Raw genomic sequence first — 16,427 nt, 5'->3', positions numbered from 1 at the left:
CACCGACACAATGCCTGCTCGTCCGCGTTCAGCCGAAAATGCAGTTCGGCGGTAGGTTCTTCGACCATGAGCGAGGAACGTCCCCACATTCACCGGCCGAAGGTCGAAACCTTCGACATCGCAGCTCGCACCAACGTCGATCCCAAGGGTTTCGTTCGCCCGGTCGAGCACTACCGCGAAGAACCGTGGGGGCTGTACATGGCGCGCCACGCCGACCATCCCCGGTTTCACTACCTGGAGTCCTGGATCATTCCCGAACTCGGAATTCGAGCATCGATTTTCCACTTCACACCAGAGCATGTCCGCGACTGGGATTTCTATGTCGACATCGGCGACTTCACCCGCGGTGAGCAGGTCTGGACATCCGAGGACCACTACCTCGACCTGATCGTGCAGACCGGACGCAGCATCGAATTGCTCGACGTCGACGAATTGCTCGAGGCGAACACCGCCGGGATTCTCGACCCGAAGACGTCAGAGCGCGCGATGCTGAACGCGGCCCGCGCTATCGACGGCATCGCCGCCCACGGTCACGATCTCGACGCCTGGCTCACCTCTGTGGGCATGCCGGTCACGTGGCGCTGAGCGGTTAGAGGGACCAGCCTGATTTCTCGGCCCACTCCCACGCCCGGTGGAAAGCGGCGTCGAACCACGGCGTCTTGACTCCCAGGTAGGCGTCGATCGCAGCGGCGTAGTCGTCGATGCCTGCGGCACTCTCGGCTGCCTTGACCTTGAGTTCTGCATACTCGGCACGCGCCGACGCATCGGCGCGAAGCCAGTCGCGGAAGAGGATCGCGAACTGCTGACCGGGCCAACCGTCCACCCGAATGTGAATGTTCGCGCGGCGCCCTGGATCGGCACTGCCGTGAATCCGCTTTGCCCACACCGCCGGATCGGTTTCACCACCGAGGTACGACGGTTTCGGGTCGTCGGCGACGATGTGCTCGATCCGGGGGAACCCGGCAGCGGCCAGATCTTCCGCGAGGTCGTCGGCAACGCCGAGGTGCTCGACAGTGATCTGAATGTCGATCACGTCCTTGGCATCGAGACCAGGCACCGCGGTCGATCCGATGTGATCGATACGGCGCGCGCGGTCGCCGGACGCCAGCGACAACCGGCCGATGATCCGTTCGGCCTGTGCCGGCCACGACGGGTCAGCTGGAGCCAGCTCCGGCAGTGCACGTACTACCGTGCGCTCGCGGAGGTTCTTCTCGAAAGGTACAAGTCGATTCGCCCACAGGTCGCGGACCACGTCGTCGAGTGAACCCGGCTCTCCGCTGTTGTCGAGCCACACGTCGGCAACCGCACGACGCTGATCGTCATGAGCCTGCGCTGCGATGCGCGCACGAGCGTCGGATTCCGGCATACCGCGTGAGCCCACCAAGCGTCGAACTCGTTCCTCCTCGTCGACGTAGACGATGACGACCAGGTTGAACGCCGGCGCCATCGAACCCTCGACCAACAGCGGAATGTCTTGAACGAGCACTCCATCCGACGGCGCAGACGAGATCTGCTCCATCGTCCGCGCACCGATAAGTGGATGGAGGATGCCATTGAGAGTTCCGCGTGACGTGTCGTCGGCAAACGCCAACGAGGCCAGCGCGGGGCGGTTGAGGCTGCCGTCCTCGGACAGAATCCCGTCGCCGAATGCATCGACCAGAGCGGCCAGGCCAGGAGTACCGGGCTCGACCACTTCTCGGGCGATCAGGTCGGCGTCGACGATGACGGCTCCCAGTTCGCTGAGGATTTTCGACACTGTCGACTTACCGGCTCCGATGCCTCCAGTGAGGCCTACTCTCAACACACTCGACAGTCTCTCATCTCCGCGCCCGAGAGATTGAGACACGCCTACCGATCGAACACGCCGGGGCGTTCGAGGCTCAAATACCACAATTTCGGTGACCGTGCGGTTATGTTCTAGCGAACGCACCTGTACCTGCACCTTCTCGAGAAAGTGGACGCCATGCGAGCAGATCGCGACCATCACGGTCAGCACCGCCTCGGAATGCCGAACGGCGTGCACTGCATAGAGTTTCCCGAAGTTGCTTTTGCCCTGGCAGAGCACCGTCGTACGTGGTTCACGATGCTCGTGAGCCAAGGCCGACACAGCTTCGCATCGATGCGTAAGCGCACAGCCGAAGCGACCGCCACCTACTGGGTGCCTGCTCCCGCAAACTGAGTTTTTTCACGAAGTAAAAAATGACCGGCAACCCTACGGTGCCGGTCATTTTTGCGTTCACTCACTGAATTCTTCGCGTGCCACTGATACCTGACCGAGAAAGAACCCCGCCCCTGCAAGTGCAGGGACGGGGTTCTTCACAGATCTCGCTTGATCAGATCAAGCGGTAATCCTTATGCGTTGCCCGACAGCTTCTCGCGAAGTGCGGCGAGCTGCGCATCGCTGGCAAGCGATCCGCCAGCGGACTCTGCCGGAGCGGAGCCGGCAGCAGCCGGAGCCTCAGCATCGTCTGCAGCAGCCGTCTCCGAGGAGTAGCCGGCAGCAGCGGTGGCAGCCTCAGCGGCCTCGTCTGCAGCGGTCTTCTCCATCTGAGTGGTGTGCATCTTGTGGCGACGCTCAGCCTCGGCGTAGCGGTTCTCCCACTCTTCGCGCTGCTTGTCGAAGCCCTCGAGCCATTCGTTGGTCTCGGGATCGAAGCCCTCGGGGAAGATGTAGTTGCCCTGCTCGTCGTACGAGTCGGCCATGCCGTACTTGGACGGATCGAACTCGGCGTTGTAATCCTCGTTGGCCTGCTTCAGCGACAGCGAGATACGACGACGCTCGAGGTCGATGTCGATGACCTTGACGAGTGCATCGTCGCCGACGCCGACAACCTGGTCCGGAACCTCGACGTGGCGCTCAGCGAGCTCCGAGATGTGAACGAGGCCTTCGATTCCCTCTTCGACTCGCACGAATGCACCGAACGGAACCAGCTTCGTGACCTTGCCGGGCACGATCTGGCCGATGGCGTGCGTGCGGGCGAACTGACGCCACGGATCTTCCTGCGTTGCCTTGAGCGACAGGGAGACGCGCTCGCGGTCCAGGTCGACGTCGAGAACCTCGACGGTGACCTCGGTGCCGACCTCGACAACCTCGGACGGGTGATCGATGTGCTTCCAAGACAGCTCGGAAACGTGAACCAGACCGTCTACGCCGCCCAGGTCCACGAATGCACCGAAGTTGACGATGGAGGACACGACGCCCTTGCGGACCTGGCCCTTCTGGAGCTGGTGCAGGAATTCGCTGCGAACCTCGGACTGAGTCTGCTCGAGCCATGCGCGGCGCGACAGGACCACGTTGTTGCGGTTCTTGTCGAGCTCGATGATCTTGGCCTCGATCTCCTTGCCGACGTACGGCTGGAGGTCGCGGACGCGCCGCATTTCGACGAGCGAAGCGGGGAGGAAGCCACGAAGACCGATGTCAAGGATGAGGCCGCCCTTGACGACCTCGATGACGGTGCCCTTGACGGCCTCGTCCTTCTCCTTGAGCTCCTCGATGGTGCCCCAGGCACGCTCGTACTGAGCGCGCTTCTTCGACAGGATCAGTCGACCTTCTTTGTCCTCCTTGGTGAGGACGAGAGCCTCGACCGCATCTCCCACGGAGACGACCTCGTTGGGGTCGACGTCGTGCTTGATGGAGAGCTCACGAGAAGGGATGACACCTTCGGTCTTGTAACCGATGTCGAGCAGAACCTCGTCGCGGTCGACCTTGACGATGGTTCCTTCGACGATGTCACCATCGTTGAAGTACTTGATCGTGGCATCGATGGCGGCGAGGAAGTCCTCGGCGGAGCCAATGTCGTTAATGGCAACCTGCGGCGAGGTGACGGTTGTGGAGGGCATATGTTGAATTGCTCCGGACGAGTTGTGGTCGGTTGATGGATTTTGTCGGACGAGATGCGCAACTGTGGCGTACAAATGTTGGAAGTACTTTTGTGAAGTACTAGATCGAAGTACCCAGCTGCATCAATAACGAACAACCGAATACCGGATCACATTCCACACCACGGAAGCGCACCGCGAGCTCCCTCGGTCCAACTGATTCCGAGACCTTGGTAAAGATCCCGTATAGACAATCGGTCGGATGACAGACACTCGCGTGAGTAAGACTACGCGTCGGCTATCTTGCCGGGCAAACCCGGGTACCCTGCGCCCGCATCGCCCGTTCTACTGTGTTGTTCATGTCTGACGAGCGCCATGCCGCCGCCAATTCCATTCTCGGCACCAGCGGTGTCGGCCGGGTCCGTGTCGATTCCAGTGCCAGCGACCGTGCCAGCCGTGCGTGGTGGGACGCCGACGCCGACGATTACCACCGAACCCACGGCGAGTTTCTGGGCGTGAACAGCGCGGAAGGTGAATTCGTCTGGTGCCCCGAAGGGCTGCACGAGGGCGATCACCACTTGCTCGGCGACATAGTCGACAAAGACATATTGGAAGTGGGTTGCGGCTCGGCGCCGTGTGCCCGATGGCTCGCCGGACACGGTGCCCGGGCCGTCGGTCTCGACATCTCGATGGGGATGCTCGCCCGCGGGCAGGACGCGATGAATGCCGGCGGACCGGCAGTCCCGTTGATTCAGGCAAGTGCGGAACTCCTGCCGTTTGCCGACGAGAGTTTCGACATCGTCTGTTCCGCGTTCGGCGCCGTCCCGTTCGTTGCCGATTCGCAGCGAGTGATGAACGAAGTCGCCCGGGTTCTGCGTCCCGGCGGATCGTGGGTCTTTGCCGTCAACCATCCGATCCGATGGATCTTCCCCGACGATCCCGGGCCGAAGGGCTTGACCGCGACCCTCCCATACTTCGACCGCACCCCGTATGTCGAGGTCGATGACAACGGAGTCCCCACCTACGTCGAGCATCACCGCACCATCGGCGACCGGGTTCGTGAGATCGTCGCGGCCGGACTTCAGGTGCGCGACATCATCGAGCCCGAATGGCCGGAGTGGTTGGACCGCGAATGGGGACAGTGGAGTCCCCTGCGCGGCCAACTCTTTCCGGGCACTGCAATTTTCAGCGCGGTCAAACCCTGACGGCTACAGCAGCTTCGACAGGAACGCCTTGGTGCGATCGTGCTGCGGATTGGCCAGGAGTTCCCGGGGCTCGCCTGCCTCGACCACAACTCCGCCGTCCATGAACACCAATTGATCTGCGACCTCGCGGGCGAAACCCATCTCGTGGGTGACGACCACCATCGTCATGCCTTCTTTGGCCAATTGCTTCATCACGGTGAGAACTTCACCGACGAGTTCGGGGTCGAGCGCGGATGTCGGCTCGTCGAACAGCATGAGCTTCGGGTCCATCGCGAGAGCGCGGGCAATGGCAACTCTTTGCTGCTGACCACCCGACAACTGGGCCGGGTAGGCGTTGGCTTTGGCGCTCAACCCGACCTGATCGAGGAGGTCCTTCGCTCGTTCGACAGCCTTCTTCTTACTGACGCGCTTCACCTGCGTCGGCGCTTCGATGATGTTCTCGAGAGCGGTGCGGTGCGGGAACAGGTTGAAGTGCTGAAACACCATCCCGATGTCGCGGCGTTGTTTGGCCGCTGCTCGCGGGTGGAGTTCGTACAGTTTGCCGTTCTTCTCCGAGTAACCCACCAGGTCGCCGTCGACGTACAGTCGGCCGGCGTTGACCTGCTCGAGGTGATTGATGCAGCGCAAGAACGTCGACTTGCCCGACCCGGACGGACCGACCAGGCAGAGGACCTGGCCAGGGTCGATTTCGAGCGAAATCCCTTTCAGGACCTCCAGTGCGCCGAAGTTCTTACAAACTCGGTCTGCTTTCACCATGGGTGTCATTTGCGTTCTCCTCCGGGGGTATCCGGAAGCGTTTCCACTACCGTAGCTTTTCCTTGCGCGTCGGCCAGTGCCTGAAGCTGGCGTGTGGTCAGTGCTCGGGTTGCGCCCTTCGAATAGTGACGCTCGACGTAGTACTGCCCGATCATGAGCAGACTCGTGATCGCGAGGTACCACGTTGCCGCCACCATCAACAGGGGAATCGGCTCGAAGTTGGCGCCCGAGATATCGCGCGCTCGACCGTACAACTCGAAGCTGTAAGGGACCGCCGTCACGAGCGAGGTGGTCTTGAGCATGCTGATGACTTCGTTACCGGTCGGCGGAATGATGACGCGCATCGCCTGCGGTAGAACGGTTCGGCGCATCGTCTGACTCCACGTCATACCCAATGCAACAGATGCTTCGGTCTGGCCCTCGTTGACCGAACTCACGCCGGCACGGACGATCTCGGCCATGTATGCAGCCTCGTTCAGTGCCAAACCGATCACCGCAAACAGAAACGCTGCCTGCAAGTCTTGGAGATTGATGTGCGCAAACTGATGTACGAAGGGAATACCGAGATCGATGCTCTTGTAGATCGACGGGAACAGGCCCCAGAAGACCAACTGCACGTAGACAGGGGTTCCTCGAAAGATCCACAGATAGCCCCAGGCCGCGGCACGAAGCACCGGGTTGGGAGAAAGTCGCATGACTGCCAAAATCACACCGAGGACGATCGCGATCACCATTGCCAGCACCGTCAGCTGGATCGTTGTCCACGCACCAGCGGAGATCCGTTTGTCGAACAGATACTGACCGTAAGTCCCCCATGCAAAGGCTTCGTTGGTCGCCGCGCCGTAAACGAACAGTCCGAAGAGGACCACGACGACGACCGCGGCAATCCAACGACCAGGTCTGCGTAGTGGAATCGCCTTGATCGGCACCGGATCGCCGGTCTCAGTTGTTGTCATGTTCATCAGCTTTCCGCGCCGTTGATCTTGGATACTTCGATGACGCCGGCCTCGACACTCCAGGTCTGCGCGATCTGTTGATAGACGCCGTTGTCGATCAGGTACTGCATTGCTTGCTGCAGAGCGGGCCCAAGGGCGGAACCCTTCACGATCGGCCAGCCGTACGGCGCCGAATCAAAGGGTTCTCCGGCAGCTTCCATCCGGCCCTTGCTCCGTTTGATCGCATAGCCGGTCACTGGCGAATCAGCGGACAGCGCGTCGACTCGACCGAGGATGAGCGCGTTGGCCGCGTCGTCCTGGCTGTCGTACTTGATCTTGTCGATCGGGGGCTTGCCCTCGGCCACGCATACCTCGCTCTTGGCAGGCACCTCGTCGATGTCCTCGGTGGTCGTGGTCTGCACCGCCACCCGAAGCCCGCATGCGTTGTTCGGATCGACTGGCTTGTCCGGCCGTTGCGCCCACTGGATACCTGCGCTGTAGTACGTGACGAAGTCGACCGTCTTCTCGCGTTCCTTGGAGTCGGTGAACGAAGACATGCCGAGGTCGTAGCTTCCCGACTGGATAGCGGGGATGATCTTGTCGAAGTCGGCTTGGTTGAAGACAGCTTCGACACCGAGCACGGCGGCAACGGCATTCATCAGGTCGACGTCGAAACCGACGATGTTGCCGTCCGCGTCCTTGAATTCGTTTGGCGCGTACGGAATGTTGACGCCGACCTGCAGCTTGCCCGAATCCGTGACCTTGGACGGCAGAAGTGCGGCGATCTCGGGCACCTTCTGGACATCAAGTGGCGGCCCTTCCGGAACGAGACCCTCGTTGTTGGTGACACATCCGCCGCACAGTGCGACGATCAAGCCCACCAACAGGACTCGCACCACGTTGGTGCGGATACGCCCGCCACTGCTCGAGCCATAACCCACGCCACGTGGCCTTGGTGCCCGTGCGTTTTCATCGACCACGACTCTGCTCTCCACTCGTCGATCGCCGCACTTGCAACGTCCATCCGAAATTCAGTCGAACGGTAGGTTACGGCAGGAGTTCCACCGTCGCCGACTTCGCAAGATTCCGGCCTGTCGTACAAGAATCAGCGACGCAGAGTGTGTGCGTACACGACTTCGGAAAATTCGCTGGTCGATGCCAAACCGCCGAGGTCGGCGGTCGCGATACCCGACGCGATGGTCGTGCGAACCGCGTCTGAAATGCGGCGTGCCGCCGCAGACAACAACCGATCTCCGCGCGCATCACCGAGCCAGTCGAGCATCATCGCACTCGAGAGGAACAGTGCCGTCGGGTTCGCCCGGTTCTTCCCGGCGATGTCGGGTGCTGCACCGTGCGCAGCCTGAGCCATGACCTGCGTCTCGGAAGCGTTGATCGACGGCGCGGTTCCGAGTGAACCGGACAGCTCGCCCGCCAGATCCGACAAAATGTCGCCGAACATGTTTTCGGTCACCACGACGTCGAAGTCTCCGCCGCGTCGAACGAGGTGCGCCGCCATCGCGTCGACGTGCTCGTCGTCGACGACTACGTGGGGGTACTCCGCGGCGACGGTTCGGCAGGCGTCGCGGAAGAGGCCGGTGGTCAGTGTCAGGACGTTGGCCTTGTGGACGATCGTGACGTGATTGCGCCGACGCGACGCCAATGCGAAGGCAGTGCGTGCGATCCGTTCGCATGCAGCGCGGGTGAACACACCGACGGCCAGGGCGATGTCTGGCGTCGGCATGAATTCGCCGCTGCCCACTGCCATGTTCCGATCCGCGTACAACCCCTCGGTGTTCTCGCGGACGATCACCAGATCCATGTCGGGGACCATCGCCTTGACGCCGGGGAACGCTGCTGCCGGTCGGATGTTCGCGAATAACTCGAACTTTTTCCGGATGACGCCGCCGGGGGTGAGTTGTCCGCGAAACCTCTCGGGATACGACGCGCTGTCATGGGGTCCGAGGATCCAGCCTTGCAGCTGCCCCAACGCATCGATGGTTTCGTCGGGAATCGGCGTGCCGTGAGTGTCGATGGCCGTACTCCCGAGCGGAAGCTCGACCCACTCGACGGGTGGAGCGTGAACCGATGACAGCGCCGCATCCACGATCTGCCGTGTCGCCGGGACGATTTCGTGGCCGATTCCGTCGCCGTGCATGAGTCCCAGCCGCATGGCCGGAGTACCGATTGCGCTCGCACCTGTCATCAGGCAATCATTGCTCACCATGGTCCAGTCGGTGGAATTGCTCCTCGATCCGGTGAGTGAGTCGGCAGTGCGAGCACAATGGCAGCTACTCGCCGACGCCGGATTACCGAGTCAGGCCTCTCATCACAGCCCGTCCAACCGTCCGCACATCACGCTGTTCGTCGCCCGTGAGATCCCCGCGGAGATCGACGAACTGTTGGTGCGGCGCTTCTCGGCCCCGGACTTCGAGGTCCGGCTGGGTGGCTACGTCGTGTTCGGCGGCAAGCAGATGGTCTTGGCGCGCTCGGTTGTTCCTTCGCGTGCACTCCTTCACCTGCACCGAGAAATAGCCGAGTCAACAATTGGCTCGACGGCACTTCCCGCCCACGTCGAGCCCGGCGCGTGGACGCCTCATGTGACGCTCGCCCGACGCGTCGAACCTGCACGTCTGGGTGAAGCCATCGCCCTGCTGGGCACCGACGTGATTCAAGGGCGCAGCGGCGGGATCAGGCGCTGGGACGGCGAACAGAAGACGGAATGGTTACTGACACCGCCGGTGTGACAGAGCGGGTTGCACGTCGGGTCACCAGGATTCCCGCGATCACCGCCAGCGCACCAACCGGCTGATTCCAGCCAACGCTTTCGTCCAAGACTATTGCGCCGAGAGCGACGCCCACCACTGGACTGAGATAAGTGACGGTGGACGCCGCAGTCGGCCCCCACCCCTGAACGACATTGGTGTTCCAGATGAATGCGAGCCCGGTCCCCAGTGCGCCCAGAGCGATCATCGACAGGACAACTGCCGGCGTGAGGTGCATCGGCGTGTTTGCGACGACCGGAGAGGCCAGAACCATCACGAAAGCACCGATACTGATCTGCACAAGCGCGACCGTACGAGTGTCGATGCCGAGAGGAAGCACGAAACGCCTGAGGTAGACAAACGAAATACCGTACGACGCAGTCGCTCCCAGGCAAGCCACCTGCGCACTGAGGGTTCCGCCAACGCCGAGATTCCACGGCGCCAACACGATCAGCACTCCACCGAATCCGAGAAGCAACCCCAGCGACTTGTATCGCGTCAGCGTCTCCCCCGGCAGAAAGGCAAGGGAGACAGCCATAGTCATCAGTGGCGTGGTGGCGTTGTAGATGCTCGCGAGTCCCGAGGACATGTCCTGCTCCGCCCAACTGAACAGCAGCCACGGAACGATGCATTGCGTCGCTGCGAGAAAAGCCAGGTGCTTCCAGACACGAAATTCCCTCGGTAGGCCGATCCGGCTGACCGCTGACACGAGAACCAGCGCGAGCGCACCGAAGACCAAGCGCCACAGAACTACCTGCGTGAAGGACAGACCTTCGAGCCCGATCTTCATGAAGAGGAAACTGGCTCCCCACACCACCGCAGCTGCGGTGTATTGAAAGGCCAGACTTGCCCTCAAAGGGTGAAGTCTCCGTGCGGACTGACGTCGTGACGAGTGTCGGGCGTTCGGCCGGCAAGAGCTAGTACGTTCAGGACCAGTAGGACCAAGAGGCTGACGACGATGATTGCCATGTGTCCAGCCTGACGGAATGTCCCACGTGGCAGTAGTGGCAGAAAAGCCAGACTTGGACGATTTTCTGCCACTTTCCCGTTTTTCTGTCACACTCGAAAGATGCTCGCGAAAGTGGTGGTCCCACTGATGCCGATGACCGAGGCGTTCGAACTCGGCGTGGCATGTGAAGTCTTCGGCTTCGACCGATCCGACGACGGCCTCCCCACGTACGACTTCTCGCTGATCGCCGCAGTTCCGGGCCCGATCCGAACGCGGTTCGGTTACAACATCGATGTTCCGTACAACCTCGATTCTCTCGACGACGCCGACCTCATCGTCGTTTCCGCCGGCGGAACCTACGACGCCGGCGACGCGTACATGTGCTCACCGAGTCCCGACTCGAGTGTCGATCCCCTGCTGGTCAAACTCAACGAGGCCGTAGTTCGGGGCGCCAAGGTGGCGAGCCTGTGCACCGGAGCGTTTGTCCTCGGCGCGGCTGGCCTACTGGACGGAAGGCGATGCACGACGCATTGGCGGCACGCAGAGAGGCTTGCCCAGACGTATCCGGAAGCCAAGGTCGATCCGGACGTGTTGTACGTGGACGAAGATCCGGTGTTCACCAGCGCAGGCACCGCGGCAGGAATCGATCTGTGCCTGCACATCGTGCGAAAGGAACAGGGTTCTCGTGTCGCCAACGGCATCGCGAGAAGGATGGTGGTGCCACCCCACCGTGACGGTGGGCAGGCCCAGTACGTCGCCACTCCCCTCACCTCGACGCCGAGTGCAACCCTTGCCCCACTCCTCGACTGGATGACGGAGCATCTCGCCCTCGACCTCACTGTCGGAATGGTCGCGGCCCGAGCGAACATGTCCGCTCGCACATTTGCCCGCCGTTTCCAAGCGGAAACGGGAACAACTCCCGCCCGCTGGCTCAGCGATCAGCGAGTACTGGCCGCCCAGCAACTCCTGGAGAATTCGGACCTCTCCGTCGATGTCATCGCGGAACGCGTCGGTTTCGGCGGCGGCGCCGTGCTTCGCCAGCACTTCATCCGGCTTCGCTGCACCACGCCCCAGGCCTACCGCCGGACGTTTCGGGCGACCGAGAACGCAAGCTGAAATCGGCTCAGGGAAGAATCAGCGGTTCCGGGGCGTTGCACACACCAACAGCCCGCACAATGGAAAGGACCCCTGTGGCCACCCAGACACTCACCCAGCAGAACTTCGACGAAACGATCAACGGCAGCGACGTCGTCCTCGTGGACTTCTGGGCCTCCTGGTGCGGCCCGTGCCGCCAGTTCGCACCGACGTTCGAAGCCTCTTCGGAGAAGCACGCCGACGTCGTTCACGCCAAGGTCGACACCGAGGCCGAGCAGGGAATCGCAGCGGCCGCCAACATCCGCTCCATCCCCACGATCATGGCCTTCCGCGAAGGCGTACTCGTGTTCAACCAGGCCGGCGCTCTTCCCGCCGCTCAGCTCGAAGAGCTCGTCACTCAGGTCAAGGCACTCGACATGGACGAGGTCCGCAAGCAGATCGCAGAGCAGACCGCTTCAGCTGAATAGCGAAAGAGAGCGCGCTCCGAATCGAATTCGATTCGGAGCGCGCTCTTTTCGTAGCCAGGCTGCCTTGGCGCCGACTCAGTGAGCCGCGCTGTCCCAGCTTCGACCGGTTCCCACCGAAACGTCCAGGGGTACCGACAACTCGATGGCTGTGGCCATCTTGTCCTTGACCAGTGCGGTGACTTCCTCCAACTCGGAGGCGACCACTTCGAGCACCAATTCGTCGTGCACCTGCAGCAGCATGCGCGACTTCAATCCGGCTTCGGCGAGAGCCTTCTGAACATTGATCATCGCGACCTTGATGATGTCGGCTGCGGTGCCCTGGATCGGCGCATTCAGGGCAGCACGTTCGGCCACCTCACGACGCTGACGGTTGTCGCTGTTGAGGTCCGGCAGGTAGCGACGACGGCCGTAGAGCGTCGAGGTGTAGCCGTCCTTACGTGCCTGCTCGACCACCGCGTGGAGGTAATCCCGCACGCCGCCGAAACGAGCGAAGTACGCATCCATCTGCTGCTTCGCTTCTTCGGTCGAAATCTTCAGCTGCGACGCCAATCCGTAGGCACTGAGCCCGTAGGCCAGACCGTAGGACATCGCCTTGACCCGGCGACGCAGTTCAGGAGTGACCTCTTCGATCGGAACTCCGAATGCGCGCGAGCCGACAAAGCTGTGCAGGTCCTCACCGGTGTTGAATGCCTCGATCAGTCCCTCGTCGCCTGACACGTGCGCCATGATGCGCATTTCGATCTGGCTGTAGTCGGCAGTGAGCAGAACGTCGAAACCTTGCCCGACTACGAATCCGTCGCGAATCTCGCGCCCCGCGTCGTTTCGCACCGGGATGTTCTGCAAGTTCGGATCGGTCGACGACAGACGCCCGGTCGCGGCAACCGTCTGGTTGAACGTCGTGTGGATGCGACCGTCTTCGGCCACGGCCTTGAGAAGACCGTCGACGGTCACCTTCATACGCGTCGCATCACGGTGCGCGAGAAGGTGTTCGAGGAACGGGTGTCCTGTCTTGTCGAACAGACCCTGCAACGCCTCGGCGTCGGTGGTGTAGCCCGTCTTCGTCTTCTTCGTCTTGGGCATGTCGAGTTCTTCGAACAAGACCACCTGCAGCTGCTTCGGCGAACCCAGGTTGATCTGCTTGTCGATCACCTCATACGCGGAGTTTGCGGCGTCGGCGACCTGGGAGGCGAAACGGCTCTGAAGATCGTGCAGATGCGCGCTGTCGACGGCGATGCCGGTGGCCTCGATCTGAGCGAGCTCGATCGTCAACGGCAGTTCCATGTCGGAGAGGAGCGACTTGGACTCGATCGACTCCAACTCGGTGTCCAGTGCAGCTGCCAAGTCGAGAACGGCCTGAGCGCTGAGCATCGCGGTCTCGGCTGCTTCGGCATCGAGCTGTTCGGTGTCGTCGAGCAGTGAAAGCTGTTCCTGGCCGGATGTTTCGGCGCGCAGTTCACGCTTGAGGTAGCGGAGCGAGAGGTCGTCGAGATTGAAGCTGCGCTGGCCCGGCCGGACGAGATATGCGGCCAGAGCAGTGTCGCTGGTCAGTCCACCGAGCGTCCAACCACGCCCACGCAGAGCATGGATCGCCCACTTGGCTTCGTGCAGCGCCTTCGGCTGCGATGCATCGGCGAGCCAATCACCGAGAGCTGCTTCGTCTTCCGGTGTTGCCGTCGACGCCGCGATGTATGCACATTCACCGTCGGAGGCCGCGATCGCGAGTGCAGTGACGTCGCCGGCAAACGGAGTTCTGGTTCCGAGCACCGTGACGCCGTGACGCTCACCGGTTCGCGCGTGGGCGTCGAGCCACGCGGCAACCGCACCCGGGGCAAGTGCGTCGCCGCTGACCTCGAACCCTTCCTCTGCTTCGGGCTCGGACGACGACAGGGTCGCGAACAGTCGATCGCGGAGAACCTTGAACTCGAGATCGTCGAACAACGCATGAATCTTCTCGCGGTCCCACGGGGCCAACACCAACTGCTCGGGCGTGTACGGCAACGGAACGTCGCGAACCATCTCGGTGAGCTGACGATTGAGCAGGACGTTTGCAAGGTTCTCGCGTAGCGAGTCGCCTACCTTGCCGCGGACCTTGTCCACGTTGTCTACCAGTCCCTGCAGGTCGCCGTACTCACGGATCCACTTGGTAGCGGTTTTCTCGCCGACGCCGGGGATACCGGGGAGGTTGTCACTCGGGTCGCCGCGCAGGGCAGCAAAATCCGGATACTGCGACGGAGTGAGGCTGTACTTCTCCTCGACTGCCGTCGGCGTGAATCGGGTGAGCTCCGAGACACCCTTCTTCGGGTAGAGCACAGTGACGTTGTCGGTCACCAGCTGCAGCGAGTCGCGGTCGCCGGTCACGACGAGAACCCGGTATCCGAGTGCCTCCGCCTGCGTGGTCAACGTGGCAATCACGTCGTCGGCCTCGAAACCTTCCTCGGCCATGACCGGGATGCCCAGCGCGCCGAGAACGTCCTTGGTGATGTCGATCTGGCCCTTGAATTCGTCCGGAGCCTTCGCGCGCTGCGCCTTGTATTCGGGGAACAGGTCGGCGCGAAACGTCTGACGCGACACGTCGAAAGCCGCGGCCAAGTGGGTGGGCTGCTCGTCACGAAGAAGGTTGATCAACATCGACGTGAAGCCGTACACCGCGTTGGTGGCCTGCCCACTGTGTGTCTTGAAGTTCTCTGCAGGCAGCGCATAGAAGGCGCGAAATGCCAACGAATGCCCGTCGAGAAGCATCAGAAGAGGGCGATCGTCCGCCTTGCCGGCGGTGCCGGCTGAAGCGGTGGACGTGCTGGACCGAGTTGTGGTTGCGGGGCTCACGGTTCATCAGTCTAGGGATCGCGACCGACATCGACGCCTTCGCCGTTGTTTACGCAGGAACAGACACAAGAATCGGACAATTGATGCAGCCTTCGGCCTTCGATACGGAACCGAAACATCCCGGAAATCTCAGAACCCCATCTGAAGTGAACGGAGCCGTTAGAGTCCGGAAATCGCAGCAACGAAACAATCCCTGTGCTGCGCGGCACCTTTGTCCAGACGCGCTATTCCCGACCCGCTCGGAGGACGTACGTGGCCCCACCCGTAGTGAAACGGCAGACCCTCGCGACACTCAGCCGACTACTGGCCTTTGCATTACTGACGTTCTTCGCATTACTCAGCCTGGCCGGAACTGCTTCGGCTCAGGAACCGACCACTTCCCCTACACCGCCGACCCCGACAGCATCCGCAACACCGACAGCACCGGTTCCCGACAACGCTGTCCCCGTCAGCGGCAATCTCAACAACGGCGGCACACGCCTCGAGGGCGTCACCGTCCGTGCGCTCGATTCTTCCGGTACAGAAGTCGCCACCGGAGAATCGGCATCGAACGGCCGTTGGGAACTGGCCGTGGCACCGGGCACCTACACCTTCGAGATCGTTGCCGACACACTTCCCGACGGGGTCAGTGTGCAAGCCGCTGTCGAACGCGAGGTGGTGGCCGGCCGCGCGAACACCGTGATCTTCTCGTTCGGCGAGGTACGTACCGCCTCGAATGTCAGCTTCGGCGAGAAGCTGATCCGCACGACGGTCGACGGTCTGCGGTTCGGCCTCGTGATCGCGATCGCCGGTGTGGGTTTGAGCCTGATCTACGGCACCACTGGCCTGACCAACTTCGCTCACGGCGAGATGGTGACGTTAGGAGCCGTAGCTGCCTGGGTGATCAACACGTCCTTCGGCGTTCCGCTGATTCCCGCCACGATCCTCGCGATCTTCGTCGGCATCGGCATCGGCCTGCTGACCAACGGAATCGTCTGGAAACCACTGCGTAAGCGCAAGACCGGGTTGATCGCGCAATTGGTGGTCTCGATCGGTCTCGCGATTTCATTGCGCTACTTGATCCTGATCTTCTTCTCCGACCGCGCCGAACCGTTCGACGACTACCAGGGCCAGGTCGAGAAGAACTGGGGCCCGATCGCACTGACCGACGCCAACGCGATAGTCATGATCGTCAGTCTGGTCGTCCTGGTCGGCGTCGCACTGCTTCTGCAGAAGACTCGCATCGGAAAGGCCATGCGTGCCGTCTCCGACAATCGTGACCTCGCCGCTTCGTCCGGTATCAACGTCGAGCGCGTGATCATGTTCGTCTGGGGGCTCGGCGGCGGATTGGCCGCCCTCGGCGGTGTGCTGTTCGGTATCTCCGAACTCGGCGGACGCGTCCAGTGGGAAATGGGCTTCAAACTGTTGCTGCTCATGTTCGCCGGAATCACCCTCGGTGGTCTGGGAACCGCGTACGGGGCGCTACTCGGCTGCGTCATCGTGGGACTTCTGGTCCAACTCTCGACGCTCATCATCAACCCCGATCTCAAATACATCGGCGGACTTCTCGTCTTGATCGTGATCCTCGTGGTTCGCCCCCAGGGCATCCTCGGATCCAGACAAAGGATCGGGTGACG

General features: G+C 61.9%; 15 protein-coding genes. 7 read left to right on the top strand and 8 right to left on the bottom strand.

The window, feature by feature from the left end; genetic code table 11:
- The first annotated feature begins 66 nt into the window (after positions 1–66).
- Positions 67–585 carry a ribonuclease FAU-1 family protein gene (locus H351_RS16325; RefSeq protein WP_020969736.1) on the top strand — a complete coding sequence of 173 codons (519 nt, stop codon included), beginning with the start codon at positions 67–69 and terminating at the stop codon, positions 583–585.
- 4 nt (positions 586–589) lie between these two features.
- Here H351_RS16325 and coaE read toward each other — a convergent pair whose 3' ends face one another.
- Positions 590–1,804, bottom strand: a complete 1,215-nt coding sequence (gene coaE, locus H351_RS16320; protein WP_020969737.1) for a dephospho-CoA kinase — start codon at positions 1,802–1,804, stop codon at positions 590–592.
- A 159-nt stretch (positions 1,805–1,963) separates the two neighbouring features.
- Here coaE and H351_RS31440 point away from each other — a divergent pair, with 159 nt between their 5' ends.
- On the top strand, positions 1,964–2,179 hold the full coding sequence (locus H351_RS31440) for a hypothetical protein (protein ID WP_003944056.1): 216 nt from the start codon (positions 1,964–1,966) through the stop codon (positions 2,177–2,179).
- A gap of 173 nt (positions 2,180–2,352) precedes the next feature.
- Here H351_RS31440 and rpsA read toward each other — a convergent pair whose 3' ends face one another.
- Positions 2,353–3,840: a 30S ribosomal protein S1 gene (gene rpsA, locus H351_RS16315; RefSeq protein WP_019748632.1), complete on the bottom strand. Its 1,488-nt coding sequence runs from the start codon at positions 3,838–3,840 to the stop codon at positions 2,353–2,355.
- Between the two features lie 338 nt (positions 3,841–4,178).
- On the opposite strand from rpsA, the gene H351_RS16310 reads away from it, so the two are divergent.
- Positions 4,179–5,024 (top strand): class I SAM-dependent methyltransferase, encoded by an 846-nt coding sequence (locus tag H351_RS16310; RefSeq protein ID WP_007728737.1) that lies wholly within the window; start codon positions 4,179–4,181, stop codon positions 5,022–5,024.
- Between the two features lie 3 nt (positions 5,025–5,027).
- Here H351_RS16310 and H351_RS16305 read toward each other — a convergent pair whose 3' ends face one another.
- The 4 genes from H351_RS16305 to H351_RS16290 all read right to left on the bottom strand — a co-directional run bounded on the left by H351_RS16305 (position 5,028) and on the right by H351_RS16290 (position 8,918).
- The gene (locus tag H351_RS16305; protein WP_019748634.1) at positions 5,028–5,789 is read right to left on the bottom strand and encodes an amino acid ABC transporter ATP-binding protein; all 762 of its coding nucleotides are present in this window, start codon (positions 5,787–5,789) and stop codon (positions 5,028–5,030) included.
- Positions 5,786–6,742 (bottom strand): amino acid ABC transporter permease, encoded by a 957-nt coding sequence (locus H351_RS16300; protein WP_019748635.1) that lies wholly within the window; start codon positions 6,740–6,742, stop codon positions 5,786–5,788. Before H351_RS16300 ends, H351_RS16305 begins: the two co-directional genes overlap by 4 nt.
- A complete protein-coding gene (locus H351_RS16295) occupies positions 6,742–7,614 on the bottom strand; it encodes an ABC transporter substrate-binding protein (protein WP_029255466.1) in 873 nt (290 codons plus the stop codon). The genes H351_RS16300 and H351_RS16295 overlap by 1 nt, the downstream gene beginning before the upstream one ends.
- A 206-nt stretch (positions 7,615–7,820) precedes the next feature.
- Positions 7,821–8,918 carry an isocitrate/isopropylmalate dehydrogenase family protein gene (locus tag H351_RS16290; protein WP_021334021.1) on the bottom strand — a complete coding sequence of 366 codons (1,098 nt, stop codon included), beginning with the start codon at positions 8,916–8,918 and terminating at the stop codon, positions 7,821–7,823.
- Between H351_RS16290 and H351_RS16285 the strand changes: the two genes are divergently transcribed.
- Positions 8,884–9,459, top strand: coding sequence for a 2'-5' RNA ligase family protein (locus tag H351_RS16285; protein WP_244891361.1), 576 nt, complete (start codon positions 8,884–8,886; stop codon positions 9,457–9,459). The genes H351_RS16290 and H351_RS16285 overlap by 35 nt on opposite strands.
- Here the strand turns inward: H351_RS16285 and H351_RS16280 are convergent.
- A complete protein-coding gene (locus tag H351_RS16280) occupies positions 9,404–10,333 on the bottom strand; it encodes a DMT family transporter (RefSeq protein WP_020969740.1) in 930 nt (309 codons plus the stop codon). The genes H351_RS16285 and H351_RS16280 overlap by 56 nt on opposite strands.
- A 213-nt stretch (positions 10,334–10,546) precedes the next feature.
- Here H351_RS16280 and H351_RS16270 point away from each other — a divergent pair, with 213 nt between their 5' ends.
- Together H351_RS16270 and trxA are read left to right on the top strand one after the other, a co-directional pair.
- Complete coding sequence (locus H351_RS16270; RefSeq protein WP_029255468.1) at positions 10,547–11,542, top strand: helix-turn-helix domain-containing protein; 996 nt, start codon at positions 10,547–10,549, stop codon at positions 11,540–11,542.
- A 74-nt stretch (positions 11,543–11,616) separates the two neighbouring features.
- The gene (gene trxA / locus H351_RS16265; RefSeq protein WP_003944106.1) at positions 11,617–11,988 is read left to right on the top strand and encodes a thioredoxin; all 372 of its coding nucleotides are present in this window, start codon (positions 11,617–11,619) and stop codon (positions 11,986–11,988) included.
- A 75-nt stretch (positions 11,989–12,063) separates the two neighbouring features.
- On the opposite strand, the gene polA is transcribed toward trxA, so the two are convergent.
- Complete coding sequence (gene polA / locus H351_RS16260; RefSeq protein WP_029255469.1) at positions 12,064–14,811, bottom strand: DNA polymerase I; 2,748 nt, start codon at positions 14,809–14,811, stop codon at positions 12,064–12,066.
- Between the two features lie 303 nt (positions 14,812–15,114).
- Between polA and H351_RS16255 the strand changes: the two genes are divergently transcribed.
- A complete protein-coding gene (locus H351_RS16255) occupies positions 15,115–16,425 on the top strand; it encodes a branched-chain amino acid ABC transporter permease (RefSeq protein WP_037120375.1) in 1,311 nt (436 codons plus the stop codon).
- The last annotated feature ends 2 nt before the right edge of the window (positions 16,426–16,427 follow it).

Origin of the sequence: Rhodococcus erythropolis R138 (assembly GCF_000696675.2) — a bacterium.
GTDB lineage: Bacteria > Actinomycetota > Actinomycetes > Mycobacteriales > Mycobacteriaceae > Rhodococcus_F > Rhodococcus_F erythropolis.
Note: the sequence above shows the minus strand (reverse complement) of the source record. Positions and strands in the feature narration are given on the sequence as shown.